This window comes from Candidatus Polarisedimenticolaceae bacterium (assembly GCA_036275915.1).
Taxonomy (GTDB): Bacteria; Acidobacteriota; Polarisedimenticolia; order Polarisedimenticolales; family DASRJG01; genus DASRJG01.
In genome coordinates this window covers 1-25016 of record DASUCV010000023.1, presented here as the reverse complement: position 1 = coordinate 25016, position 25016 = coordinate 1, and the positions used below count along the sequence as shown (strand labels likewise).

Annotated in this window: 19 protein-coding genes, 1 tRNA gene and 1 riboswitch; of the genes, 13 read left to right on the top strand and 7 right to left on the bottom strand. The window is 69.1% G+C overall.

Translation table 11 applies throughout. From position 1 onward, the window contains the following. Nucleotides 1–60: 60 nt before the first annotated feature. The 4 genes from VFV19_19105 to VFV19_19090 all read left to right on the top strand — a co-directional run bounded on the left by VFV19_19105 (nucleotide 61) and on the right by VFV19_19090 (nucleotide 6056). Nucleotides 61–1182 (top strand): PDZ domain-containing protein, encoded by a 1122-nt coding sequence (locus tag VFV19_19105; GenBank protein ID HEX4826416.1) that lies wholly within the window; start codon nucleotides 61–63, stop codon nucleotides 1180–1182. Nucleotides 1183–1338: 156 nt separating this feature from the next. Then, nucleotides 1339–2550 carry a pyridoxal phosphate-dependent aminotransferase gene (locus VFV19_19100; protein HEX4826415.1) on the top strand — a complete coding sequence of 404 codons (1212 nt, stop codon included), beginning with the start codon at nucleotides 1339–1341 and terminating at the stop codon, nucleotides 2548–2550. After that, a complete protein-coding gene (locus tag VFV19_19095) occupies nucleotides 2547–4898 on the top strand; it encodes a hypothetical protein (GenBank protein HEX4826414.1) in 2352 nt (783 codons plus the stop codon). Before VFV19_19100 ends, VFV19_19095 begins: the two co-directional genes overlap by 4 nt. 24 nt (nucleotides 4899–4922) lie before the next feature. Continuing rightward, a complete protein-coding gene (locus VFV19_19090; GenBank protein ID HEX4826413.1) occupies nucleotides 4923–6056 on the top strand; it encodes an HEXXH motif-containing putative peptide modification protein in 1134 nt (377 codons plus the stop codon). On the opposite strand, the gene VFV19_19085 is transcribed toward VFV19_19090, so the two are convergent. After that, nucleotides 6013–6936: a M23 family metallopeptidase gene (locus tag VFV19_19085; protein HEX4826412.1), complete on the bottom strand. Its 924-nt coding sequence runs from the start codon at nucleotides 6934–6936 to the stop codon at nucleotides 6013–6015. The two genes, VFV19_19090 and VFV19_19085, sit on opposite strands and share 44 nt — an antisense overlap. 15 nt (nucleotides 6937–6951) lie before the next feature. Here VFV19_19085 and VFV19_19080 point away from each other — a divergent pair, with 15 nt between their 5' ends. From VFV19_19080 to VFV19_19070, 3 genes are read left to right on the top strand one after another with little or no spacing between them, the layout of a single operon-like run. Continuing rightward, nucleotides 6952–7878, top strand: coding sequence for a thioredoxin fold domain-containing protein (locus tag VFV19_19080; GenBank protein ID HEX4826411.1), 927 nt, complete (start codon nucleotides 6952–6954; stop codon nucleotides 7876–7878). Between the two features lie 37 nt (nucleotides 7879–7915). Beyond that, complete coding sequence (locus VFV19_19075; GenBank protein HEX4826410.1) at nucleotides 7916–8983, top strand: alanine--glyoxylate aminotransferase family protein; 1068 nt, start codon at nucleotides 7916–7918, stop codon at nucleotides 8981–8983. A gap of 1 nt (nucleotide 8984) precedes the next feature. Next, nucleotides 8985–9905: a hydroxyacid dehydrogenase gene (locus VFV19_19070; GenBank protein ID HEX4826409.1), complete on the top strand. Its 921-nt coding sequence runs from the start codon at nucleotides 8985–8987 to the stop codon at nucleotides 9903–9905. Between the two features lie 21 nt (nucleotides 9906–9926). On the opposite strand, the gene VFV19_19065 is transcribed toward VFV19_19070, so the two are convergent. Continuing rightward, entirely contained in the window at nucleotides 9927–11663 is a 1737-nt protein-coding gene (locus tag VFV19_19065) for a tetratricopeptide repeat protein (GenBank protein HEX4826408.1), read from the bottom strand. 53 nt (nucleotides 11664–11716) lie between these two features. On the opposite strand from VFV19_19065, the gene VFV19_19060 reads away from it, so the two are divergent. Next, on the top strand, nucleotides 11717–12841 hold the full coding sequence (locus VFV19_19060) for a DNA topoisomerase IV subunit A (GenBank protein HEX4826407.1): 1125 nt from the start codon (nucleotides 11717–11719) through the stop codon (nucleotides 12839–12841). A 70-nt stretch (nucleotides 12842–12911) separates the two neighbouring features. On the opposite strand, the gene VFV19_19055 is transcribed toward VFV19_19060, so the two are convergent. The 3 genes from VFV19_19055 to VFV19_19045 are packed head-to-tail and all read right to left on the bottom strand — an operon-like array spanning nucleotide 12912 to nucleotide 17115. After that, nucleotides 12912–13472: a YqgE/AlgH family protein gene (locus VFV19_19055; GenBank protein ID HEX4826406.1), complete on the bottom strand. Its 561-nt coding sequence runs from the start codon at nucleotides 13470–13472 to the stop codon at nucleotides 12912–12914. A gap of 4 nt (nucleotides 13473–13476) precedes the next feature. Beyond that, on the bottom strand, nucleotides 13477–14865 hold the full coding sequence (locus VFV19_19050) for a hypothetical protein (GenBank protein ID HEX4826405.1): 1389 nt from the start codon (nucleotides 14863–14865) through the stop codon (nucleotides 13477–13479). Nucleotides 14866–14871: 6 nt separating this feature from the next. Then, a complete protein-coding gene (locus VFV19_19045) occupies nucleotides 14872–17115 on the bottom strand; it encodes a TonB-dependent receptor (GenBank protein HEX4826404.1) in 2244 nt (747 codons plus the stop codon). A 71-nt stretch (nucleotides 17116–17186) separates the two neighbouring features. Continuing rightward, nucleotides 17187–17283, bottom strand: a riboswitch (TPP riboswitch). A 121-nt stretch (nucleotides 17284–17404) separates the two neighbouring features. On the opposite strand from VFV19_19045, the gene VFV19_19040 reads away from it, so the two are divergent. The 3 genes from VFV19_19040 (at nucleotide 17405) to VFV19_19030 (ending at nucleotide 20859) form a co-directional block, all read left to right on the top strand. Then, nucleotides 17405–17479 (top strand) — tRNA-Cys (locus VFV19_19040). Between the two features lie 22 nt (nucleotides 17480–17501). After that, the gene (locus VFV19_19035; protein ID HEX4826403.1) at nucleotides 17502–18602 is read left to right on the top strand and encodes a hypothetical protein; all 1101 of its coding nucleotides are present in this window, start codon (nucleotides 17502–17504) and stop codon (nucleotides 18600–18602) included. A 244-nt stretch (nucleotides 18603–18846) separates the two neighbouring features. Next, on the top strand, nucleotides 18847–20859 hold the full coding sequence (locus tag VFV19_19030; protein HEX4826402.1) for a fibronectin type III domain-containing protein: 2013 nt from the start codon (nucleotides 18847–18849) through the stop codon (nucleotides 20857–20859). Between the two features lie 78 nt (nucleotides 20860–20937). On the opposite strand, the gene glgP is transcribed toward VFV19_19030, so the two are convergent. Beyond that, nucleotides 20938–23124, bottom strand: coding sequence for an alpha-glucan family phosphorylase (gene glgP, locus VFV19_19025; protein ID HEX4826401.1), 2187 nt, complete (start codon nucleotides 23122–23124; stop codon nucleotides 20938–20940). A gap of 90 nt (nucleotides 23125–23214) precedes the next feature. Between glgP and VFV19_19020 the strand changes: the two genes are divergently transcribed. Then, nucleotides 23215–23979 (top strand): 3'-5' exonuclease, encoded by a 765-nt coding sequence (locus VFV19_19020; GenBank protein HEX4826400.1) that lies wholly within the window; start codon nucleotides 23215–23217, stop codon nucleotides 23977–23979. 3 nt (nucleotides 23980–23982) lie between these two features. Next, nucleotides 23983–24555: an elongation factor P gene (gene efp, locus VFV19_19015; protein ID HEX4826399.1), complete on the top strand. Its 573-nt coding sequence runs from the start codon at nucleotides 23983–23985 to the stop codon at nucleotides 24553–24555. Here the strand turns inward: efp and VFV19_19010 are convergent. After that, the coding region (locus tag VFV19_19010; protein HEX4826398.1) for a tRNA (adenine(22)-N(1))-methyltransferase TrmK at nucleotides 24536–25016 on the bottom strand (481 nt) is incomplete at its 5' end. The genes efp and VFV19_19010 overlap by 20 nt on opposite strands.

Below are 25016 nucleotides of genomic sequence, written 5' to 3'. Positions count from 1 at the left end.
GTAGTAAGGGTTGTCCGGTCGCGATCCGGCCGGGCCGAATAAGTGAAGGAGACGCGGGTGATGAGAGACGAGACGATGAGCCGTTCGTGGAAGGCCGCGGTGCTGGCTTCGGTGGCCGGAATGGGTGTCCTGGCGTTCGGGCTGTTCCTGGCGATCGGCAAGGACACGCTCGCGGACGACGAGAGCGGCAAAGTCAAGGTCTACGAGTCGAACGGCGACGACGGCGTCAAGGTGATCCGCGTCGTGTCGGGCGACGGCCCGGAGGCCCAAGCGGAGATGGCGTACGAGGATGCGCTGAGCGGCGACGAGGGCAAGGGCGGCTACCTCGGGATCGACAGCCGCGAGTACACGAAGAGCGACGACGGCGGCGCGTACGTCCAGATGGTCATCGACGGCTCGCCCGCGGACAAGGCCGGCGTCAAGGAGGGCGACGTCATCGTCGGGTTCAACGGCGAAGTCGTCCGGGGCCCCGGCAAGCTCACCGAGAAGATCCACGCGGCGAAGCCGGGCGACAAGATCAAGCTCGACGTGAAGCGCGACGGCAAGCCGGTCTCGCTCCAGGTCACGATAGGCGATCGGCCCAAGCCGATGGTCTGGAGCTGGAACGGGAAGACGACCGATTGGGGCGCCCTGAGCGAGGACCAGCAGAAGGCGGTGGAGAAGAGCCTGAAGGAACTCGACAAGACGATGCCCCAGCTCCGCCAGATGGGGAAGTTCAAGGTCGGTCCCGGTGGGCGCCACTACCTCCTCGGCTTCAACAACAAGCCGCTCCTCGGCGTCGAGATGGTCGAGACGACCCCGGAGCTTCGCGAGACGCTCGGCGGCACGAAGGACTCCGGCGTCCTCATCGGCAAGGTGCTCCCCGGCAGCGCCGCGGAGAAAGCCGGCCTACGCGTGGGTGATCTCGTCCTCTCGATCGACGGCACGAAGGTCGCCGACTCGGGCGATCTCATGGACGCGATCCGAGACCGCGAGGGGAAGACGATCGACATGGACGTCGTGCGAGACCACAAGTCGATGCATTTCAAGGCGAACCTGCCGAAGACCGACGAGCAGGAAGACCCGCCAACGGGCCCCCGGGCCTCGAGGCTGGCGCCCCTGAGCCGAAAGGGCCTGGGCCTGGGCGTGGGCCACGGTCTGGGAACGCTCACGACCGCGCTTCGAGGGCTTCTCAGCGTCTGATCCCAGAGGGGACAGCTTCCGAAACTCGAACGGATTCGGGGAGGCTACCGGCCTCTCCGAGTCCGTTTGCGTTTCGGAAGCTGTCCCCTCTCGGTTGCCCGCCCGTTCCCCCTTTCACTACAATCGCGCGCTACGCGCTTTCGTGAGGAGGGAACGATGCTTTCCACGCTGTCCATCTCGAAGAGGTCCCGCGAGCTCGGCACGGAGAACGCCTTCGTCGTCCTGGGCGAGGTGGCGAAGCTTCAGGCCGAGGGCAAGAGCATCGTCTCCTTCTGCATCGGCCAGCCGGACTTTCCCACCCCCGATCACATCCGCCTCGCCGGGATCAAGGCGATCACCGAGGGGAAGACCGGCTACACGCCCTCTCCCGGCATCCCCGAGCTGCGCGAGGCGGTCGCGAAGGCGTTCACGCGGACGCGCGGCGTGACGGTGACCCCCGACGAGGTCGTCTGCGGCTGCGGCGGCAAGCCGTTCATCGGCTACACGATCCTCTCGGTCATCGATCCGGGCGAAGGGCACGAGGTCGTCTATCCGAACCCCGGCTTCCCGATCTACGAGGCGCAGATCAAGGCGCACGGCGGCGTTCCGGTTCCCTTGCCGCTCCGCGAGGCGCGCGGCTTCAACTTCGACCTCGACGAGCTGAAGAAGAAGATCAACGCGAAGACGCGCCTCCTCATCCTCTGCAGCCCGGGTAACCCGACGGGGAACCTGCTCTCGGAGAACGAGCTCAAGGAGATCGCCAAGATCTGCTCCCAGTACGAGAACCTCTGGATCTACTCCGACGAGGTCTACTCGGGGCTGGTGTACGACGGCGTCTTCAAGTCGATCGCGGCGATGCCGGGGATGAAGGAGCGGACGATCATCGCCGACTCCGCGTCGAAGACGTACTCGATGACCGGCTGGCGCATCGGCTACGCGGCGAACGGCGCGCTGGCGCCGGTCTTCACCCGCTGGGTGACGAACACCGACTCGTGCCCGCCGCACCCGAATCAGTGGGCGGCGGTCGAGGCCCTGAACGCTTCGCAGGCGACCTCCGAAAGCATGCGCGACGTCTTCCTCGAGCGGCGCGATCGCATCGTGAAGGGGTTGAACGCGCTGACGGGCTTCACCTGCCAGTCGCCGGGCGGCGCCTTCTACGTCTGGCCGAACGTCACCGAGGCGTGCAAGCGCGTCGGCGCCGCGTCGAGCGAGGAGTTCCGGAAACGCCTCCTCCATGAGGCCGGCGTCGCGGTCCTCGCCGACATCCACTTCGGCACGCCGGTGCAGGGCGAAGGGCAGCACATCCGGTTCTCCTACGCGTCGTCGTTCCAGGCGATCGACGACGGCCTCTCGCGGATCGCCGACTTCATGAAGAAGGCGGCACGGTGAGCCGGGCCGCGGAAGCGCCGAAGGCCATCGACACGCTCTTCGCCAAGGCGCAAGGCGAGTTCGCGCAGTGGGAGGTCGTCAAAGACCTCGTCGACGAGTCGATCGACCTGATGTTGAACTACCGCCAGTCGGGGCACCCCGGCGGCTCGCGATCGAAGGTCCACATGCTCCTCTCGACGATGCTGTCGGGGGCGATGCGCTTCGATCTCCTGCGGCCGTGGCGCCCGTACGGCGACCGGTTCGTGCTCTCCGCCGGCCATACGGTGCCGCTCATCTACGCGACCCTCGCGACGCTGAACGAGATCGCGCGGCGTCACGGCGCCGCCTTCCCCGACGGCGGCAGGTGGGCGCTGACCTACAAGGATCTCGTCAACTTGCGCCGCCGCGGCGGCTTGCCGGGCCACGCCGAGATGGAGGGCAAGACCCTCTTCCTGAAGTGGAACACCGGCCCCTCGGGGCACGGGATGCCGCCGGCGGCCGGCGAGGCGCTCGCGCTCAAGCTCGCGGGCGCGTCGGAGGTGAAGGTCTTCGTCGTCGAAGGTGAGGGCGGGCTCACGCCGGGCGCGTCTCACGAGACGAAGAACTCCGCGTGGGGGCTCGGGCTCTCGAACCTCGTGTTCCTCGTCGACTGGAACGACTTCGGGATCGACGACAACCCGTGCTCGTCGGTCGTCCACGGCACGCCGGTAGATTGGTTCGCCCCGTACGGATGGCGGGTCGTCGGCACCGAGCAGGGATCGGACTGGGGCGAGATCTGCCGCGCGATCCTCGAGGGCGTGCGCGGCGACAACCCGGGCGCCACACCGACGATGGTCTGGGGCAAGACGCGGAAGGGCCGCGGCTACGGGAAGTACGACAACAAGTCGCACGGAACGCCGTGGCCGATGCACGCGCCCGAGTTCTGGGCGAACCGCAAGGCGTTCATGGAGAAATACGGGATCGAGTATCAGGGCGTCGATCAGCCCGCTCCGGCCGACGCGAAGGAGCGGAACGCGCAGGCCGCGGCGAACCTCGCGCTCGCGTTCTCGATCCTCGATGCGCGCTCCGAGGTCGTCGAGACCGTCGGCCGCCGTCTCACCGAGGCTGCCGACGCCGTGCCCGACAAGATCTCGAGCGTCTGGCTCGGCGGCGCCGCGACCGGCGTCTTCTCCGATGGGGCGATCTACGACTACAAGAGCTACCCGGCGTCGCTCTACAAGAAGGCCGGCGAGAAGCACCCCAACCGCGCCGCGCTCGCGACCTGGGGCGCGTGGGTCAACACCTACGCCAAGAAGCACTACGGACGGCCGCTCTTCATCGCGTGCTCGGCGGACCTGGCGGACTCGACGAACATCGCGGGCTTCGCGAAGGACTTCGAGGGCGAAAAGGGCTGGGGCTGGTACGAGCGCGACAAGAACCCTCGGGGCGCGCTGCTCCCGCAGCAGATCACCGAGTTCACGAACGCGGGGCTCATGGTCGGCCTCGCTTCGGTCAACCTGGCGCCGGAGCCGCGCGACTCGTTCGAAGGGTTCTGGGGCGCGTGCTCGACCTACGGCTCGTTCTCGTACCTGAAATACGGCTCGATGCGCCTGTTCTCGCAGCTCGCGCAGGACTGCGAGCTGAAGCTGGGCAAGGTGCTCTGGGTCGCCGGCCACTCGGGCCCCGAGACCGCGGAAGACTCGCGTACGCACTTCGGCATCTTCGAGACGTACGTGACGCAGCTCTTCCCCGAGGGGCACGTCATCGACCTCCACCCGTGGGAGCACAACGAGGTTCCCGTGGTGCTCGGCGCCGCGCTCGCGCAGAAGGCGCCGATCGTCGCCCTGCACCTCACGCGGCCCGCGGTGACGATCCCCGACCGCGCGGCGCTCGGGCTCGGCTCGCACCTCGACGCCGCGCGCGGCGCCTACGTCCTGCGTGAGGCGAAGCCCGGCACGCCGTGCGCGGGAACGGTATTCGTCCAGGGGACGATGACGACGGCGAACCTCGTCGCATCGCTTCCCGAGATCGACAAGGGAGGCTGGAACGTCCGCATCGTCGCCGTCATCAGCCCGCAGCTCTTCGCGCTCCAGGACGAGGCGTACCGGCAGAGGGTCGCCGGCGACGCCGCGCGCTGGGACGCGATGGTCATCACGAACCGCAGCCTCAAGACGATGCGCGACTGGATCGCGAACCCCGTCGTCGCCGCGTACTCGCTCTCGTCGGACTGGGACAACCGCTGGCGCACCGGCGGCACCGTCGACGAGGTCGTCGACGAGGCGCACCTCGGCCCCACGCACATCGTCGAGGCGATTCGCCGCTTCGCCGTGGAGCGGCCGGAGCGCCTGAAGAAGCTTCGCGACGTGGTGGCCGCGATCCCGGGACAGTAACCGAGTTTTTCTTACACACGCCACGTGAGCCTCGACGCCATCGGCAAACTCGTCCCTGAGGACGACGGCACCGATGACGCACTCCGCGAAGCGCTCGCACGCGACGCGGCGAAGCGTCTCGGTACTGCCCTCGCCGCGTGGAGACGGATCGAAGGCCGGGCTCCCGCGCGTGCCTCGTTTGCCGGGATCGAGCCGGCGTCGGGGCGGTTCCGCACCTGGCTTGCGGAGGTCGAGGACCTGCTCGCGATCGCGGCGGCCGCGCGGGGCCGCGACCGCTCGCGCCTCGTGGATCTCGTCGCCGACGCCGGGCTCCTCGCGCGGCTGGCGCCGAAGGGGCGTATCCCGCCGGATTTCCGGAAGCGTGCCGAGCGAGCCGTCCGCGCGAACCTCGGGAAGCTCTCGAAAATTCCTCATGGATCGTCGGAGATGGAGATCGGCGGCCTTCTCGTCGAGCGCGGGCTCGCGATCGTCGATTCCGGGCCCGACCCGGCGTTCGCGCGCCGGGTGGCGAAGGCGATGGCCCTGCTCGACGCCGCGTTTCCCGCCGGCGCCGCGATGGTCCGCGCGCGCACCTGGAGGGTCGTTCCGGTGACCGCGTGGGCGACGGTGTCATATTCGTCCGCGCGGCAGCCCGGGATCGCCTACATCAACGTCAACAGCAGTCCCGCGATCCGCCTCGCCGAGGACCTCGTCCACGAGACGACCCACATCCGCGTCCACGAGATCGAGGCGGTGGGCCCGCTCGTCTCGGCGAAAGCCGAGGATCTACGCTTCTACTCGCCGTGGCGGCGAGAATGGCGGCCGCTCCGGGGAATGGTCCACGCCGTCTGCACCTTCACCGCAGGCGCGATGTACTTCGAGGCGGTCCTCTCTTCGAAGTTGAAGCTCGCCCCGCCGCGCCGCCGTTGGCTCGCGCGGCGCCTCCTCGAGGAGCGGGCGAGCGTCGCGATGGTGATGCCGGCTCTTCGTGAAGCCGGCCGCAAGGGCTGGCTCACACCGGCGGGGCGGCGTCTCGTCGCGGCCGCCGAGCGGGAGCATCGCGCGCTCGCTCGTGCGGCCACGAGACGTCGCGCGTCGCTCAACCGAGCGGATCTCGAGGCGCTCGACCGGCTGGTTACCCGCCTGGAGTCGCGGCCGGTGCGGTGGAGCTGGGACTGACGCTCCCGAAGAGCGCCGGATCGAGGAGGCCGCGCGGGTCGAAGATCGTGCCGCCGACGCGCGCCCCCCAGTGAAGATGCGGTCCGGTCACGCGCCCGGTCGCGCCCGAGAGGCCGACGCTCTCCCCGGCGCGGATCGAGGCGCCCGCCTTCGCGGCGATCTTCGACAGGTGACCGTAGATCGTGAAGAGGCCGCCGCCGTGATCGATGACGACGGTGCCGCCGGAGTAGTAGAGATCCTGCGCGAGCGCGACCTTGCCCGGGCCGGCGGCGAGGACCGGCGTGCCGGTGCCGGCGTGGAGATCGATCCCCGGATGCGGCGCCCGCGCCTCGCCGTTGAAGAAGCGCTTCGTCCCGAACTCCGAGGTCGGGTCGCCGGGAACCGGACGGACGAACGGCGCGCCGGGCGGGGGAAGCGCCGTGCGGCGCGCGTAGATCGCATCGAGCGTCTTCTTCTCCCGCGCGATGCGTGCCTCGACCGACTTGGGCGGGTTCACGAACTTCTCCTCGACCGTGAGGCGCTGCTCCGGGAAGCTCTTCGCCTCGACCGTGAGCGCGCGCGTGGCCGACGCCTTCCCGGCTTCGACCCGGTAGGTGATCTCCCCGGGCGCCGCGTCGAGCGGGATGACCGCCCAGCCGACCCATGTGGCCTTGTCCTTGGAAACGAAGGCGACGGGAGCCGTTCCGAACGTCCCGTGGACCTCCTTCGTGCCTGGCGCGGCCGTCACCTCGATCCTGACGATCTCGCCGGGGGCGTAGGCTCGGGCGAAGGTGTGAGGTGACACCCCGGGGTCGGACAGCGTCGCGGCACCGGCGAGCACGAACGCCGCGCCCTTGCGCCAAGCGCCGAGGCACGGTACAAACGGACGTCGGCTGCTCACGGAAAGGACGTTAGCATGGCGTTCGGCTCCCTCTTCGGCGCGATCGCATTCGGCATCCTCGGCCCGTTCCTGGGGATCGGGTTCCTGCTCAGCAGAAACCCGCCGGCGATGCTCAAGGGCGCCTCCCTGATCGTCCTCGGCGTCTCGGTCGCCGGCGGCCTCCTGATCGGCCGCCCCTGGGCCCGCTGGCTCGGGGTCCTCGTCGGTGCGTGGTTCGCGTGGATCGGCGCGGGCGCGTTCCTGGCGCGCGGGTCGGTCTTCCCGCTCCTCGTCATGCTCGCCTCGGGCGTGGCCGCCGTCTTCCTCTTCGTCCCGTTCACCGGGCGCGTGAAGCGCGACCCCGCATCGTCGCCGGGTCCGGCGCCGCGCCCCTCGACGGCGAGCCGCGTGCTGCTCGGCGCCGCTTGCGCCGCCATCGCAGGGTTCGTCGGCGCCTTCGGCTGGGCGGCTGCCCGCACGCCGGCGCCGGCGCCGATCGCCGTCGGCAGCGTGCCCGGCTCTCCCTCGTCGCCCGCAACGGCCGGCACGGAGCCGGTGCCCGCGCCGTCGCCGGCCGGGGGTTTGAGCTGGCGCGATTTCGCGTCGGGGATCAAGGAAGCGAAGTCGGGGCGCAAGCTCATCGTCGCCGACTTCTACGCGACGTGGTGCGGGCCCTGCAAGCTCATGGAGAAGCGAACGTTCCACGACCCGCGGGTCATGGATCGCCTGCGCGATGTCGTGCCCGTGCGCGTCGATGCCGAAGAGACGGTCGACCGCGGCGGCTTGAAGGGCGTCGATCTCGCCCTTCGCTACGGGATCGAGGTCTATCCGACGATCGTCGTCGTCGATGGGACCGGTCATGAGGTCGCGCGCAACACCGGCGTCATGAGCCCCGACGAGTTCCTCTCGTGGCTCGACGCGGTCATCGAGCGCGCGCAAGGCGGCGTCGCGGCCAAGTCGTAGCCTCGGTGCTACAGTGCGCCCCCTTTCGGGGGAGCCGATGCCGCACAAGCGCCTGTTCATTCCGGGGCCGACGGAGGTCCGCACCGAGAACCTCGCCGCGCTCGCGAAGCCGCAGATCGGCCATCGCGGCGACGAGTTCAAGGATCTCTACGGACGTGTGATTCCGAAGCTCCAGCAGCTTCTCGAGACGAAGGATCCGGTCTTCCTCTTCACCTGCTCCTCGACCGGCGTGTGGGAGGCCGCGATCCGCAACTGCGTGCGCGAGCGGGTGCTCTGCTGCATGCAGGGCGCCTTCTCCGACCGCTGGCTCAAGGTCGCCACGTCGAACGGCAAGACCGCGGTTCCCTTGCAGGTGCCGTGGGGGAAGGCGATCACCGCCGAGATGATCGACCGCGAGCTCGCCAAGGGCGGCTTCGACGCGATCACCGTCGTCCACAACGAGACCTCGACCGGGGTGCTGAACCGCCTCGACGAGATCGCGGCGGTCCTCCGCAAGTACCCGGACGTCAGCTTCCTCGTCGACGCCGTCTCCTCGATGGCGGGCTCGAGAATCCCGGTCGACGAGTGGCGGATCGACGTCTGTCTCGCCGGCCTCCAGAAAGCGTTCGCGCTGCCGGCGGGGCTCACCGTCGCGTCGGTCTCGTCGCGCGCGCTCGACAAGGCGAAGACGATCCCGAATCGCGGCTACTACTTCGACTTCCTCGACATGCTCAAGTACCACGAGCGGCAGCAGACGCCCGCGACCCCCGCGATCCCGCAGATCCAGGCGCTCGACGCGCAGCTCGACGACATCCTCGCCGAGACCCCGGCCGCCCGTTACGCGCGGCACGAGGGGCTCGCGCGGATCGTCCGGGACTGGGCGCTGCGGCACTTCGCCGTCTTCGCCGAAGAGGGCTACGAGTCGCCGACGCTCACCTGCATCACGAACACGCGGGGGATCTCGGTCGCCGGCCTCAACAAGGAGCTCGGTAAGCAGTGGGCCGCCATCTCGAACGGGTACGGCGACCTCAAAGAGAAGACCTTCCGCATCGCCCACATGGGCGACACACAGGAGTGGGAAATCCGTGGCCTCCTCGCCGTCATCGATCGGATTCTCCGGCACTAACGTGGGCGCAGGTCCGAAGCGCGTCCTCATCTGCGACGCCGTCGCCGCCGACGCGATCGAACGCATGCGCGCCGGCGGGCTGACGGTCGACGAGAAGATCGGCATGAACGCCGATCAGCTCGAAGAGGCGATCGGCGAGTACGACGCCGTCGTCGTCCGCTCCGCGACGAAGATCCAGGCGCGGCACGTCGCCGCCGCGAAGCGCATGAAGGTCATCGTGCGCGGCGGTGTCGGCGTCGACAACATCGACGTCGCGGCCGCCGAGGCCGAAGGGATCCGCGTCCTGAACACGCCCGGCGCCTCGTCGGCGTCGGTCGCCGAGCTGGCGCTCGCCCTCATGTTCGCGCTCGCGCGGCAGGTCCCGCGCGCCGACGCTTCGATGAAGGGCGGCGCCTGGGACAAGAAGACGTTCGCGAAGGGGATGGAGCTCGAAGGCAAGACCCTCGGCATCCTCGGCGTCGGACGCATCGGCCGCTCGCTCGCGCGCAAGGCCGCCGGCATCGGCATGGTCGTCATCGGCGCCGACCCGGCGCTCGGCAAGACGGGGACGATCGAAGGGTTGACGCTCCTGTCTCCCGACGAGGTCTACGCGCGCGCCGAGCTGATCTCGCTCCACATGCCGCGCGTCGCCGGCACGCCGGCCGCCATCGGACGCGAGCAGCTCGCGCAGATGAAGAACGGCGTCTTCCTCGTCAACTGCGCCCGCGGCGGCGTCGTCGACGAGGCGGCGCTCTTCGAGGCCCTCGAGTCGGGCAAGGTCGCAGGCGCCGCGCTCGACGTCTTCGAGACGGAGCCGCCGAAGGACCTGAAGCTCATCCAGCACCCGCGCGTCATCGCGACCCCGCACGTCGGCGCATCGACGGTCGAGGCGCAAGCGCGCGTCGGCATGGAAGTCGCGGAGATCCTGCTCGCGGAGTTCTAGCGCGGGCGGGGTCGATTTGCCTTACTTCCCGACAAGCCGGAGCAGCGGCGGATCGACGGCCAGGCCGCGGGTTCGCATCTGGAGCACGATGGCGCGCGCTTCCTCGGCGCGACCGAGCTTGAGCAAAGTCCCCGCGAGGTTGTCCCCGGCATCCGCATCGGTAGGGGAGAGCCGGAACGCCTCTCCAAACGACTGTGCCGCGCCTTGGAGGTCATTGGCGCGAAACTGGAGCACCCCGAGATCGAAGTGCGCCTCGCCGATCTCCGGCGCGAGCCGGATCGCCTCGCGCGTCTCGGCGGCCGCTTCGTCGAAACGCCCCGCGCGCGCCATCGCCTTGCCGAGATCGAGGTGCGAGTAGGGGGTGTCGGGCGCCATCGAGATCGCGCGCCGGTACGTCGCCACCGCGTCGTCGAGACGTCCGGTCTCGCGAAGCGCGGTGCCGAGGTCCGAGAGCGACATCGCATCCTGCGCCCGCGCGAGCGCGCGCTCGGACAAGGGAAACCACAGGAACGAGAGCGATGCGATGCACACGGCGGTCACGATCGCGGCCGGAGCTCTCCGTCGCAGCGCGACCGCTCCAGCGCCGCCGACGATCGCCAGCGCCGGAACCATCGGCATCCGGTAACGCGATGCGACGAAGAAGATGAGGAGAGTGGCGAAAGTGGTCCCGATCGTGAGGAGGGCGGGATGCGCCGCGCGCTGCCGCCACGCGGGACCGATGCCGGCAACGGCGAGCGCGATAAGTACGGCAAACGGCACCAACACGACGAAACGCAGCGGGTTGGCGTCGAGCCGCGGCGAATATTCGAGAGGCTGCTCGGTGCTCGCGACCGCGAGCAGCGCCTTCCGCCCGACGAGCCACGCGGCGTGGGGGATGTCGGACGCGAGGAACTTCACCCCCTCGCGAAGCCAGTGCGAGGACACCTCGGCGGCGCCAAGGTCGCGACCCTCGGCGGCGGAGGCGAGCGCCGCCGACTCCGCGCGCTGCGCAGCGATCGCGCCGGAGAATCCCTCGGGTGTCGAGTACACGCCGGTGGCGACCGGGTTGTTTCCCTGCCAGAACGTCACGCCGCCGTTGTCGGTGACGAGGATCCACGACCCTGACGCACGCCGGTTGTGGATCGCGACCGGCAAGATGAGGAGTGCGGCGCAGCCGAGGCAAAGGGCGGCGCGTACGACGCGCTGCCGTCCGAAGGCGATCCAGGCGATCGTCGCCGCGAGGAGGAGGAGCGAAGCGGCGTTCGCGACGACGAGCACGCCGAGCGCGACGCCGGCGGGAATCCACGTGCGCGGACGGTCGGAGGCGTCGGCCCGTTGAACGAGGACGATGACGACCGCGACGAGACAGACGACGAGCGCCGTCGGGAGGAGCTTCGTCTCGAAGAACGCGAGAACTCCGCACCCGGCGAGCAGCCACGCCGCCCATGCGCCGGCCTCCTCGCCGAAGGCGCGCGCTGCGGCCTTTCCGACGAGCCAGACCGACGTGACCCCGAGCGCCACTTGGAGGAGGATCATCGCGAACGGACTCGCGCCGAAGAGCCTGTAGGCTTCCGCGAGGAGATACGGATAGACCGGTGCCTGCGAGAACGGTCCCGGCTCGAAGACCTGTCCCGCGACGATCGCCTTCGCCCACGCGTCGTAGCGCGCGGCATCGTGCATGAGATGAACCGCGAGCGGATCGGTCATCCACGCGACGATCGCGTAAGCCGTGTGCGTGACCGCGGCGAAGATCGTGGCGAGGGTGCGCGCTCGCGGCATGGCGCGATCCTACCAGTGGTATCCTGCCCTCCCGCCTGGTTCAGGAGCCGCCCGTGAAATCACCGCAATCCGAGAAAGCCCGTCTCGACCGCGTCACGCTCCAAGCGATCGCCGACGTCGCCTCCGGGATCGAGACCAAGATCGAGAAGCACGGGAAGCCGGAAGTCGCCTTTCCGGTGCGCTCGCTCTCGAACGTCCGCTACGACCCGAAGAAGGGTTACTTCGAGATCGGCAAAGGAAAATCGACGCGCACGCTCACGGTGAACACCGCAAAGACCTTTGCGCAGACGTTGAAGATGATGGCCTTGTCGAAGGAGATGGTGGACACGAACGACTTCGCCACGAAGCGAGACGCGTACTACCAATCGAAGAACTGGGGCGAGGCGAAGTTCGACGAGCAGGGCGAGTCGGACATGGTCATGGACGACATCGAGGCGATGTTCTCGTCTGAAGGGGTCAGCCGCGAGCAGCTCCGCTACATTCCCGACGAGCATGGCGGCGCGATCGCGGGCGAGCTGATCGTCAACGACACCGACCTCGAGACCGGCAAGGTCGAGCGGATCGACTGCACGAAGTTCGGCTCCGGCGCCTACTCCATCCCGTCGCTGGTGGAACATCTCACGTTCGAGACCAAGGCGAAGTTCATCCTCTGCATCGAGACCGGCGGCATGTTCCAGCGCCTCCAGAGCCACAAGTTCTGGCAGAAGTCGCACTGCATCCTCGTCTCGATGGCGGGCGTGCCGACGCGCGCGACGCGGCGATTCGTGCGGCGACTTTCGGACCAGTGCAAGATCCCCGTCTACGCCTTCGTCGATTGCGACCCGTACGGGATCTCGAACATCTACCGCACGCTCAAGGTCGGCTCGGGGAACGCGGCGCACATCAACCGCTTCTTCTGCGTGCCCCAGGCGAGTTTCCTCGGCGTCACGCCGTCGGACATCGTCGACTACAAGCTGCCGACGCACCCGCTCAAGGACGTCGACGTCAAGCGCGCCAAGGATGCACTGAAGAACGACCCGTTCTTCAAGATCCACCGCCCGTGGGCGCAGGCGATCGAGCAGCTCATCAAGATGGGTGTCCGCGCCGAGCAGCAGGCCCTCGCCCGCTGGGGCCTGAACTACGTCATCGACGAGTACTTGCCGCAGAAGCTCAAGGCGACGGCGAAGTTCCTGCCGTGAGGAAAAGAGGGGACAGGCACCAATTTTCAAAGCGCTTCGCTTTGGAAATTGGTGCCTGTCCCCTCTTTTCCTAGTCCGCCTCGCCCGGCACGATCAGGTTCGGGTCCAATCCGTTCGCGCGCAGGATCGCGATCCAGACTTCGTCCGGATGCATGTCGAAGACGAGGCTCGGATCGACGTTGGCGACGATCCACGAGCCCTCGCTGAGCTCGCGCTCGAGCTGGCCCGGGCCCCAGCCGGCGTAGCCGGAGTAGCACTGGAAGCGGATCCCTTCGCCGCCGCAGAGGCGCGTCAAGGTCTTCGTCGACGCGCTGACCTGGAGGCCTTCCAGGACCTGGCGGCCCTCCGGATCGTTCACCGACGTGTCGTAGAGGACGAGGCCTTGCTCCGGCTGGACGGGACCGCCGACGCGCACGTGCTTCTCCGGATCGCCGGCGTAGCGGATGTCGTGGTCCTTGCAGAGGTCCCGCAGCAGGATCGGCGACTCGCGGTTCACGACGAGGCCGAGCGCTCCTTCGTCGTTCTGCTGGAGGAGGAGGACGACCGACTGGCGGAAGTTCGGGTCGAGGAGCTGCGGCACCGCGATCAAGAACCCCGGGGCCAGCGTGCGCCCGTCCTGTTCGGCTTCCATCCTCTCAGTATGCCGCGCCGAGGGTCGCGTTGCGAGATCGGAAGACGCCGATCGCTGCGGTGACGCCGGCGGCGGCGAGCCCGGGATAGATCGGCTCGAGGCCGAGCCACGGTCCCGCGGCGAGCCAGAGGCAAGAGACGCCGCCGCCGGCGAGCATGCCCGCGGCCGCCCAGAACGGCGTCGGCCGGAGCGCCGGGAAGAAGACGCCGAGCACCGGTGCGAGGAGGACACACGTTCCGATCGTGCCGTAGTCGTACCAGAGGTTGACGACGGACGACGACGCGAGCGCGAGTGCCGTCGCGAGGGCGGCGCCGGCGACGAGACCGATGCGCTCGCCGGTGACGGTCGCCGCGGCGGAGCGCCCGATGCGCGCGAGGAGATCGCGCGAGAGCGTGATCCCGGCGTTGAAGAGGTACGCGTCGACCGTCGACATGATCGTGGCGATCATCCCGGCGTAGAAGACGCCCAGGAGCCCGACGGGGAGGAGCAGCTCCCCGAGCGCCGGGAAGGCGTCGACGCCGCTCGGGAGGTCCGGCAGGAGCGCGCGCGCGTACATCCCGGTGAAGGTCGTCATGCAGTCGAAGAGCGCGAAGAAGGCGATCGACCAGAGCAGGCCGCGGCGCGCGACGGCGGGAGTTTTCGCCGCGAAGCAGCGCTGGAAGAAGGTCGGCTCGACGAGCGTCTGGAGCGCGATGAAGTACCAGGCGACGACGTAGCCGACGCTCTGCCCGCCGAGCACGGTGAACGAGACGTCGGGAAGGCGCTCGCGGAGGACCGAGAAGCCGCCGCTGTGCACGATCGCGGTCGGAAGGAGGAGCAGGAAGCCGCCGTACATGAGCGTGAACTGGAGGCCCTTCGTCTGGACGACGGAGCGGAACCCGCGGGCGCCGATGTAGAGGAGGCAGAACGCCGAGCAGGCGATGACCGCCACGCTCTGAGGCATCCCAGTCGCGCGCCGCAGGAGGACGCCGAGCATGAGGAGGTAGGGCGCGGGAAGCGAGAGCGCGAGCACCATGAGCGCGCCGATCCTTCCTGCCGTGACGCCGTAGGTGCCGTAGAGGAGGTCGGGCAGGGTCGCGTCGCCGACGAGACGCGCCTTCTCCGCGAAGAGGAGCGCGAAGAGGAGGCAGCCGACGTAGTAAGGGACGCCGAGGACGAGCCAGTTCGAGAGTCCGTGGACGTAGGAGTACTCGCCGACGCCGAGCACGCCGCCGTACCAGGTCGAGACGATCGTGACGACGAACGCCGGCAGCGTGAGGGTCCGGCCGGCGAGGAGGAAGTCCTCTTGCGGCGAGGCCGCGCTCTTCCGCGCCGACCGCACGCCGAGGACGAACGTCGCGGCGAGGTACGCGCCGATGACGGCGACGTCGAGCGCTCCGAGGCGGCCGGTCACGGAAGGTCAGAACCCGAAGGTGAAGCCGAGCATCGCGCTGCGCGTCGCCGACGGGAAGAACTCCGAGTAGAACTGCGTGTACGCCGCGTCGAGCGGGTACGAGTAGCCGAACTGGGCGACCTTCGCGTCGAGAAGGTTGTCGATGCGGAGCCTCACCGTCATCGACCCGGCGGGCCGGTGCCCGAAGCGCGAGAGGTCGACGACCGCCTGCGCCGAGACGAGCGTGTACGGATCGACCTGCTTGTCGACGTATCCCGGCTGATCGCGGTTCTCCGGCGTCTTCCGCTCGTTCTGCGAGTTGTCGAGGTAGATCGTGCCGACGCGGCGGGCCCACATCGACGCGCGGACGATCCCGAAGGTGCGGCCGATCTCGAGGCGCTCGATGTCGCCGGGGAAAAGCGCGATGCGGTTGCCGGAGTAGTCGATCGTGAAGACGTTCCCCGAGCCGTCGGGGGAGAGCACCGTGTCCTTCTGGAGGACGTCGTGACTCACCGCGACGTAGCCGGAGAGGTCGACCTGTCCCGGCAGCCGCCCGCCCGCTTCGACCTCGACCCCTTGATGCACCGACGACCCCGCATTCCGCGTGATCGGGAGGCCGTCGGCGTCGAGCCCGCCGGCATAGACGAACTCGTTGTGGAACTGCATCCGGTAGACGTCCGCCTTGACGTGCGTCGCACCCTTCCGGTAGCCGCCGCCGACCTCGTAGCTCGCGAGGCGCTCCGGCTCCGCGAACGGGTCCGAGTAGCGGTTCTTCGACGGGTCGTAGGACTTGAAGAAGTTCGCGGGAGCGTTCCCGGCGGAGGTGTCCTCGGGGTCCCAGACGTTGTTGAACGGCGGCTCGCTCTCGGTCCGCGACGCCTGGGCGTAGACGTTCCAGCGGTCGCTCACGTTCCAGTTGAAGCCGATGCGCGGCGAGAGGAACTGGTAGGTCGCGTCCCAGGAGACGTTGTTGACCCGGTCGTCGCGCATCGCGAAGTCGTGACGCGTGCCGCGGATCTCGAGACCGAGGGTCGCCTTCTGCGAGAGGCGCAGGTCCTCGCGGACGAAGAGGTTCACGGTGTCCTTGTGGTTCGTGAAGTCGTAGAGCTGCAGATCCCCGGAGATCGGCGCCGACGCGACCGTGCCCTCGGTCACCTGCCCGTCGTGGCGCCCCTGATGGAAGAGCAGCTCGAGCCCCGCGGTGAGGAGGCCGTGCGGGTGGCTCCATTCGACGCGCGGGATCCAGCCGAACTGCTTGTTGTCGAGGGCGCGCTTGAGCCACGCGTTGTCGACCGTCGTCCCCTCCGCGTCCTGCGTCGCCGCGAACTGACGGAAGTAGCCGCTCCCGAGGATGACGTAGACCGTGTTCTTGAGCATGAGGTGGGGCGCGATCCGGCGGTCGTTCATGACCTGGAGCTGCGGTTGGAAGAAGTTGTCGGTCTCGCCCGGCTGGAGGAAGTTCGTCTTCCGGAGGGTGTCGGACGAGAGGTAATCGTGCGGCACGCCGAGGTAGGCGAGCTGCGTCTCCTCCGGCCCGCCGAAGAGCAGGATGCGCCAGACCGAATTCGGGTCGAACCGCTCGAAGGCGATCTCTCCGAACGATTGCTTCGACCACGACGGGTCGCGGTAGCCGTCGCTCTCGACGTGCGCGGCGCGGAACGACCACGACCACGGCGATGAGCCGATCGGCGAGCCGTAGCGGATCGAGCCGCGGTACGTGCCGAACGAGCCCGCGCCCAGCTCGAGCTCGCCGCCCGCGACGGTCGAGAGCGATGCTGTCTCGAGGTTCACCACCCCCCCGACGGCCGGCGATCCGTAGAGCGAGGTTCCCGGGCCGCGCTGGATCTGGATCAGTCCGAGGCTCGTCGCGAAGTCGCCGAGATCGATCGTGTAGACCTGGTGCGTCTCCGGCGTGTTGAGGGGGACGCCGTTGATGTTGACCGCGATCCGGCTCTGGTCGAACCCGCGGATCCGGAGGTAGCTGTACCCGTAGCCGTTCCCGGCATCGCTGTACGAGTAGGCGTTGGTCGTCTCGCCGAGGAGGGTCGAGAGGTCCTGGCCGACGTGGAGCTCCTGGATCGCCGAGGCGTCGAGGTCGGTGAACGACGCCGAGTCGCGGCGGACCTTCGCGACGTCGTCGATGACGACGACCGACTCCTCGCCGGACGAGGGGAGCGGCTGCTCCGGCTCGTCGGCGCGGGTCGCGCGCGGGACGACGAAGGCGGCGGCGAGGAGGAGGGGGGGGATGACGCGGCGGATCGTCCGTTCCATGGCGGCCTCACGGCTCCGTCCGGCGGGATGTCCGGCGGAGGGAACGGGAGGACGGATGTACGGAAGGAGCGTCGTGCATCGTCCCGTTTCCCTACGCTGGTATGACCCAGTTCAGGTTCGAGGGTCTGATCTCAGTCCGGCTCTCGCCGGACACCCCTAACGGAGACGTCCCGCACGCTACGCCCGGCCCCGGGTCCCGTCAAGCACGTCGGTTTGACCCGTCCCGGGGGGTCGGTTATATTCGCGTCCCCTTCGGCCCTGGAAGACCCGTTCCACCGAATAGGACGACGGCGGCGTAGCCAAGTGGTAAGGCAACGGTCTGCAAAACCGTCACTCACCGGTTCAAATCCGGTCGCCGCCTCCACCGTCGCCGCGCGGAACTGAGGATGTTCGACAAGAAACCGAAAGACCCTGCCGCGCCGGCGTTGCTCGACCGGATCGTGAAATCCGGCGCGCACAAGATCGCCATCCTCGGCCTCCACCCGCAGGCCGGCACCCGGACCGTCCTCGCGTCGCTCGTCGAGGAGATCGGCGCCCGCTCGTGGCCGCTCGCCCTCACGTCGTCGCCCCGGCTCCCGCTCGAACAGGAAGAGGGGGCCGAGCGGCTTCCCGTGACGAAGATGCGACTCCCCGAGGGGGCGTGGATCGCGACGTCGGCGCCGTCCGGACCGGCCGAGGGTCAGGCGCGCCTCGATCTCGTCGAATCGACGCCGTGGTCGACGACGCTGGGGCCGGTGTCGATCTACCGCGTCGTCGGGGCCGGCGAGGTCGACCTCCACGGCCCGGGCGAGAGCGACTCGATGAAGACCGTCCTGAAGCGCCTGTCGGAGCTGTCGGGCGGAATGGTCCTCGTCGACGGCGCGTGGGAGCGCCGGGCGTTCGCGGCGCCGGGCGTGACCGACGGCGTCGTCATCGTCTTTGCCGCGGGCTACTCGGCGACGCCGGAGCGCTCCGCCGCGGCGGCCCGCTACCTCGTCGAGACCCTCGGAGCGCCCCCCTGCGACGAGGCGGCGCGCGACGCGTGGGAAGAGACCGCGTCCAAGGGGGCGGCAGCGCTTCTCGACCCGCGGGGCCGCCCGTACGGCGTCCTCCCGCCCGGGATCGACGACCCCGTGCCCGCGCTCAAGACGCCCGAGGGTGCGCCCGCTTCCGCGGTCGTGCTCCCGCACGGGTTGAACGACGAGTTCATGATCCCGCTCGTCCGGTCGGCGATGCGCTGCACGCTCGTCGTGCGCGACGCCACGCGGATCAACGTCGCGCCGGTTTACTACAAGGCGTGGCTCAAGGGCCGCGGCCGGATCCAGGTGGTGCGGCCGCTCCGGATCCTCGCCGCCGTGACGAATCCCTGGAACCCGTCCGGCCCCGACGCCGACCCCGCGGCGTTTCGCGAGATCGTCGCCGGAGCGCTCCCCGACCTGCCGGTGCACGACGTCGTGCTCGAGTCGGGAGGAGACCGCGCGAAGCCCGCCTGGAAGTTCTGGGAGTGACGCGGCGCGGCGCTCGCCGTGCCCTCCTCGTTGTCTGTCGGGATTCTATAGATCCAAATAGTTTCCGTAATCACGATCGGACAAGACCGTAACTCGAAGTGGCTGACGCGCCGGGTCGTGCGCGATGCCGCAATCGTAAGTACTTGAGATAGAAGTTCTTAATCGTGCTGCCGTCCGCGCGTGGCGTGTGGCATGGACCTCGCTGAGGCCGACCCCGGTGGCTGTCGCAATCGGGGGAGGCTCGATGAGATTCTTGATGAAGGCGCTCGCGACGATCGGGAGCGCTATCGCTCTGTTCTACGGAAGTCCGGCGCTCGCCGGCACCGCGTCTCTGGCGTGGAATGCGAACACGGACTCCGACCTCGCCGGCTACAAGGTCTACTACGGCCTGGCGCCGGGTAACTACACGAGCTCCGTCGACGTCGGCAACGTGACGTCGGCGACGATCAGCAATCTCACCGATTGCACGCTCTACTACTTCGGCGTCAAGGCCTACGACACCACCGGCAACGAGAGCACGAGCTACTCGAACGAGGTCAACGGGTGGTCGCGCCCGATCGTCCAGACGGCGACGCCGGCCGCCGCGGAGCAGGGACGGACCCTCGCGGTCACGATCGCCGGGAACGACTTCCGCACCGGCGCCGCGGCGGCGTTCTCGAACGTCGGGATCACCGTGAACTCGACGACCGTCAACGCCTGCGGCCAGGTGACGGTGAACATCACGATCGGCAACACCGCCGCGCCGGGCGCCTCGAACGTCGACATCACCGACAGCGACGGGGTCTTCGGCACCGGCACCGGCATCTTCACCGTCCAGGCGGCGGTCGCGCCGACCGTCTCCTCGACGAGCCCGGCGAACGCCGCCACGGGCATCTCGATCGCCGTCCATCCGACCGTGACCTTCAGCGAGGCGATGCTGCCGACGTCGATCACGTCGTCGACGGTACGCCTGCTCGACAGCACGAGCACGCCGGTCGCGCAGGCCGCCGGCTCGCCGTCCCTTTCGAGCGACGGCCTGACCGCGACGATCACCCCGGCGGCGAACCTGCTGCAGGGCGCCACGTATCGCATCCAGGTCATCGGCGGCGTGTCCGGCGCCCTCGACCTCGCGAACCACGGGCTCGCGGCGACCTACCTCCAGAGCACCGGCTTCGCGACGGTGGCCGACACGACGCCGCCGACGATCACCGCGGTGGCGGCGACGAGCGTCACCGGCACCTCGGCGACGATCACCTGGACGACGAACGAGAACGCCGACAGCCAGGTCTTCTATCGCGAGGTGGGCGACCCGGCCTACCAGCAGACTGCGATCGTCGCGGCGCTCGTGACGAGCCACAGCGTCGGCCTGCAGGGCCTCACGCCGTCGACCAGCTACGAGTACTACGTCCGCAGCGCCGACTCGGCAGGCAACGTGGCGACCTCGACCCCGACGAGCAACTTCTCGACGGCGGCGAACAGCTACAGCTACCTGCGGATGGAGGCGGAGGCCGGCACGATCGTGGCTCCGATGCGCACGGTCGCCTCGGCGTCGGCCGCCTTCCAGTCGTCCTACGTCGACACCCCGGCCGGCACCACGACCGGGACCGCGACCGCGCCCGCCGGGACGGACACCTTCGGCGTCAACGTCCCGACGGCCGGCACCTGGTTCCTGTGGGTCCGCATGTACGCGCCGGACGCGACCTCGGACACGATGTTCGGGTCGATGAACGGCGCCGCGCGCGCCATCATGACGGCCACACCTCTGGCACAGTGGACGTGGATCGCGGGCCCCACCTTCACGCTCACCGCGGGCCTCAATACGCTCGAGATCGCGGGCCGCGAGGCACGGGCGCAGGCCGACCGCATCATCCTGACGAACGACCCGACGTTCGTTCCGACGGAGCAGGCGGTGGGCGACACCACCCCGCCGACCGGCGATACGAGCTTCACCGGCACCGGCGGCATCGGGCAGGTGACGCTGAACTGGACGAACTCGACCAGCACGGACTTCGCCCAGACGATCATCCGCTACCGCACCGACGGCAAGTACCCGGTGAGCCCGTCGGACGGCTTCCCGGTGACCGCGCAATCGGGCGCGCCGGGATCCGCGGACTCGTACGTCCACACCGGCTTGCAGAGCCAGACGACGTACTACTACAGCGCCTTCTCGGTCGACACGGCGGGCAACATCGGCTCGCCGGCGAAGACCTCGGCGACCGTCACCGACACGACGCCTCCGGCGAGCGTGACGAACCTGACGAGGACGGACAAACACTAGTCCACAGTTAACAGTTGACAGTCGACAGTAGGGGACCGCGACGAACGTCGCGGTCCCCTTTTCTTTTGTCTGTGCTTTCTACGGCGCCCAGAGCCTCTCTTCGTCGAGCGACGGATCGTTCTCGCGCATCGCGGGCAGGTAAGCGCGGATCGCGTAGTCGCGGACCATGCGCTCGGTCGAGAAGCGCGGCCCGAGGCGGGCGATCGAGCGCTTCATCTTCGCGATCCACTCGGCCGGCCGGCCGGAAGCGTCGCGACGGTAGAACGCCTCGGCGACCTCGCCGGCGAGGAGGTCGTAGAGCGACGCGGCATCTTCGCGATCCTGCGCCTCGTGGTCTTGGTAGTCCTCGCCGCGCCCGATCGCCCAGCCGAGCGACGGGTCGTGCGCCTCGGCCCACCATCCATCGAGGACGCTCAGGTTGAGCGCGCCGTTCACCGCAGCCTTCATTCCCGACGTGCCGCTCGCCTCGAGCGGGCGCCGCGGCGTGTTGACCCAGACGTCGACGCCCTGGACGAGGAAGCGCGCGACCCGCATGTCGTAGTTCTCGAGCAGGATGACGTGGCCCCAGAGCGCGGGGCTCATGAACGCTTCGAAGATTCGCCGCAGCACCTCTTGCCCCGGCTTGTCGGCGGGGTGCGCCTTCCCGGCGAAGAGGATCTGGACCGGCCGGTCCGCCGACGTGACGATACCGCGCAGGCGCTCCATGTCGCGGAAGAGAAGGTCCGCGCGCTTGTAGGTCGCAAAGCGCCGGGCGAAGCCGAGGGTCAAGGTGTTCGGGTCGAGCAGGGTCTCGACGCGCCTCAGGTCGTCGGGGGAGCGGCCGTGCCGCGCGAGCTGGCCGCGGACGCGCTCGCGGACGAGGCCGATGAGGCGGGCCTTCTGCGCGCGGTGCGCCTCCCACACCTGGTCGTCCGGGATGGCGAGGATGTCGTCGGCGAGGCCGGGGTCGAGGAGGCGCTCGCCGAAGTCGGGGCCGGCGTAGCGGCGCAGCAGCTCACCCATCTCGGGTCCGAGCCACGTCGCCGTGTGCACGCCGTTCGTGATCGCCCCGATACGCTCCTGGGCGTTTTCCGCGTCTCCGAAGAGATGGCGCCACATGCGGTCGGCGACCTGGCCGTGGAGCTTGCTCACCCCGTTGATCCGGGACGACGCGCGGATCGCGAGCACGGTCATGTTGAAGACGTCGCCGGACCCGTCGCGCCCGAGCTCGACGTACCGGTCGAGGTCGGGAACGCTTCCATTGGCCCACGCCTCGGCGTAACGACGGACGAGCGGGAGAGCGAACGTCTCGTTCCCCGCCGGGACCGGCGTGTGGGTCGTGAAGACCGTGCTGCGCTTCGTGCGCGCGAGCGCGTCGTCGAACGAGGCCCCGCCGTCGGCGAGCGCGCGGATGCGCTCGAAGGCGACGAGCGCCGAATGGCCTTCGTTGAGGTGCCAGACCGAAGGGTTGACGCCCTGCGCGCTGAGCGCGCGGGCGCCGCCGACCCCGAGGACGAGCTCCTGGCACAGGCGCATCTCACGGCCGTGGACGTAGAGGATCGAGGTGATCGGGCGGTCGGCCGGATCGTTGTCGAGGACGTCCGAGTCGAGCAGGAGGACTGGAACGCGCCCGACCTGAGCCATCCAGACCTGCAGCGCGATCGACCTGCCGGGCAACTCGACCTCGGTGCGCAGCGGCTTGCCACCGGGACCGGCGACCGGCAGGAGCGGGAGGCGCCGGATGTCGAAGTCGGGGTAGGAATGCTGCTGGAGGCCGTCGGCATCGACCGTCTGCCGGAAGTAGCCGCGGCGGTACATGAGCCCGACGCCGACGAACGGGATGCCGAGGTCGCTGGCCGACTTGCAGTGGTCGCCGGAGAGGATTCCGAGACCGCCGGAGTAGATCCCGAGGCATTCGTGCCACCCGAACTCGGTGGAGAGGTATGCGACCGGGCCGCCGTGGAACGAGGGGTAGTGCTTGCGGAACCACGCCGTGTCGAGGCCGGCGACGTAGCGGTCGAACTCGCCGATGACCGTGTGGTAGTTCGCCATGAAGCTCTCGTTCTGGACGAGCGAGTCCCACAGGTGCGGCTCGACGCCGAGGAGCAGCTCGACGGGGTTGCGCGTGCGGATCCAGCGGGCGGGATCGATCGCGGAGAAGAGGAGGTGAGCTTTCGGCGACCAGGTCCACCAAAGGTTGTAGGCGAGATCGTAGAGACGCGCGACGTCGCGTGGAAGATCGACCTCGGCGCCGGGGAGCGTCTTGATGACGGGATGCGAAGCCATGCAGCGGGGCCTCCGGAGGAGAAAGACCCACGAACTATAGATGCGCCGCGCCCCGGCGGCGACGCCACCGTGGTGTTACCCTCCCGCGCGATGCCGCCGCTCAGCCTCAGCCGTCCGCTGGCGTTCTTCGATTTGGAGACGACCGGCATCGATCCGCGACAGGACAAGATCGTCGAGATCGCGATCGTCCGTCGCGAGCCCGACGGCCGCCGCGAGGCGCGTGTCTGGCGCGTCGATCCCGAGCGCCCGATCCCGAAGGAGGCGACCGCGGTGCACGGGATCCGGGACGAGGACGTCCGCGGGCTGCCGCCGTTTCGCGGGGTCGCGCGCGAGATCGTCGCTCACCTCGGCGACGCCGACCTCGCCGGCTACAACGTGAGGAGGTTCGACGTTCCCCTCCTCGAACGCGAGCTCAAGGAGAGCGGCGTCGATCTCGCGCTCGCGGGCAGGCGCGTCATCGACGCGATGACGATCTTCCACCGGAAAGAGCCGCGCGATCTCTCGGCCGCGGTGAAGTTCTTCCTCGGACGGCCGCACGACGGCGCGCACGGGGCCGAGGCGGACGTCCTCGCCTCGCTCGACGTCCTCGAGGCGCAGCTCGCGCGCTACCCCGATCTTCCGGCGACGGTCGACGAGCTCGAGCAATGGGCCCATCCCAAGGCCGAAGGCGCCGTCGATCGCGAAGGCAAGTTCATCGTGCGCGAGGGCGAGGTCGTCTTCGCGTTCGGGCGACAGAAGGGCAAGCCCCTCCGCGAGGTCGCGCGCGTCCAGCGCGACTACCTCGAATGGATCCTCCGGTCGGACTTCCCCGACGACGCGCGCAAGCTCGTGGAAGCCGCCCTCCGCGGTGATTGACGAATGATCAGCACGACCGACTTCAAGCGGGGCGCCCGCATCCTCCTCGACGGCCAGCCGTACCAGCTCGAGGACTACCAGGTGCAGACCCCGTCGGCGCGCGGCGCCGCGACCCTCGTCCGCTGCAAGCTCCGGAACATCGTCGACGGATCGCTCGTCGACAAGACGTTCAAGTCGGGCGAGAAGTTCGAGGAGCCCGACGTTCAGTTCCGGCAGGTCCAGTTCCTCTACGCCGACGGCGAGGCGTGCCACTTCATGGACCAGGGGAGCTACGAGCAGGTCGCGATCCCGAACGAGCGGATCGAGGACACGGTGCCGTGGCTCACCGACGGCCTCGTCTTGAACGCGGTCTACTGGAACGGCAGCGTCGCCGGGATCAGCCTGCCGCAGTACGTCGAGGCCGAGGTCGACATGGCCGGTGCCGGTGCCAAGGGCGACACCGCGAGCGGCAAGAACCTGAAGGACGCGACGCTCACGAACGGCCTGACGATCCGCGTTCCGCTCTTCGTCGAGTCGGGCGAGAGGGTCCTCGTCGATCCGAGGACCCTCGAGTTCATCAAGCGCGCCGGGAAATAGCCGCCAGCACCCGTTCGGCCCGCCGCAGCTCGGGCCCCTCCGGCCGGAGCGTCTTCCAGCGGTCCGCCTCCGCCGCCCAGCGCCGCCGGAGCGTCTCGCTCCCCGCGCGCACGAGGAGCGGGCCGGCGGCGAGGAGGTCGTCGCGGGTCAGCCCGGGGTAGCGGTAGAGCTCCTCGTCGGGCCCCGGTTCGGCGGCCAGCGTGAGGTGCTGGCGGCCGCGCTCCTCCGTCAGGGTCTCCGCGACCGGGACGAGGCCGCGCTCCGAGAGCCACCGGCGCAGCGCGCGCTCCTCGGTACGCGGCTGGAGGACGAGCCGCCGCGGGAGCGCCGGCGGCGCCGAGAGGATCCGGACGATCGTCCGCCCGCCGACCCCCGCGAGAACGACGGTGTCGATCCGGTCGGCCGGCTCGAGCGCCGCGAGGCCGTCGCCGGCGCGGTAGCGCAGGCGCCGGGACCACGGC

Bases quoted from the DNA above. Each gene is read 5' to 3' on its own strand.
- VFV19_19105 (HEX4826416.1), top strand. From the start codon at position 61: ATGAGAGACGAGACGATGAGCCGTTCGTGGAAGGCCGCGGTGCTGGCT.
- VFV19_19100 (HEX4826415.1), top strand. From the start codon at position 1,339: ATGCTTTCCACGCTGTCCATCTCGAAGAGGTCCCGCGAGCTCGGCACG.
- VFV19_19080 (HEX4826411.1), top strand. From the start codon at position 6,952: ATGGCGTTCGGCTCCCTCTTCGGCGCGATCGCATTCGGCATCCTCGGC.
- VFV19_19075 (HEX4826410.1), top strand. From the start codon at position 7,916: ATGCCGCACAAGCGCCTGTTCATTCCGGGGCCGACGGAGGTCCGCACC.
- VFV19_19065 (HEX4826408.1), bottom strand. From the start codon at position 11,663: ATGCCGCGAGCGCGCACCCTCGCCACGATCTTCGCCGCGGTCACGCAC.
- VFV19_19055 (HEX4826406.1), bottom strand. From the start codon at position 13,472: ATGGAAGCCGAACAGGACGGGCGCACGCTGGCCCCGGGGTTCTTGATC.
- VFV19_19045 (HEX4826404.1), bottom strand. From the start codon at position 17,115: ATGGAACGGACGATCCGCCGCGTCATCCCCCCCCTCCTCCTCGCCGCC.
- VFV19_19035 (HEX4826403.1), top strand. From the start codon at position 17,502: ATGTTCGACAAGAAACCGAAAGACCCTGCCGCGCCGGCGTTGCTCGAC.
- VFV19_19030 (HEX4826402.1), top strand. From the start codon at position 18,847: ATGAGATTCTTGATGAAGGCGCTCGCGACGATCGGGAGCGCTATCGCT.
- glgP (HEX4826401.1), bottom strand. From the start codon at position 23,124: ATGGCTTCGCATCCCGTCATCAAGACGCTCCCCGGCGCCGAGGTCGAT.
- VFV19_19020 (HEX4826400.1), top strand. From the start codon at position 23,215: ATGCCGCCGCTCAGCCTCAGCCGTCCGCTGGCGTTCTTCGATTTGGAG.
- efp (HEX4826399.1), top strand. From the start codon at position 23,983: ATGATCAGCACGACCGACTTCAAGCGGGGCGCCCGCATCCTCCTCGAC.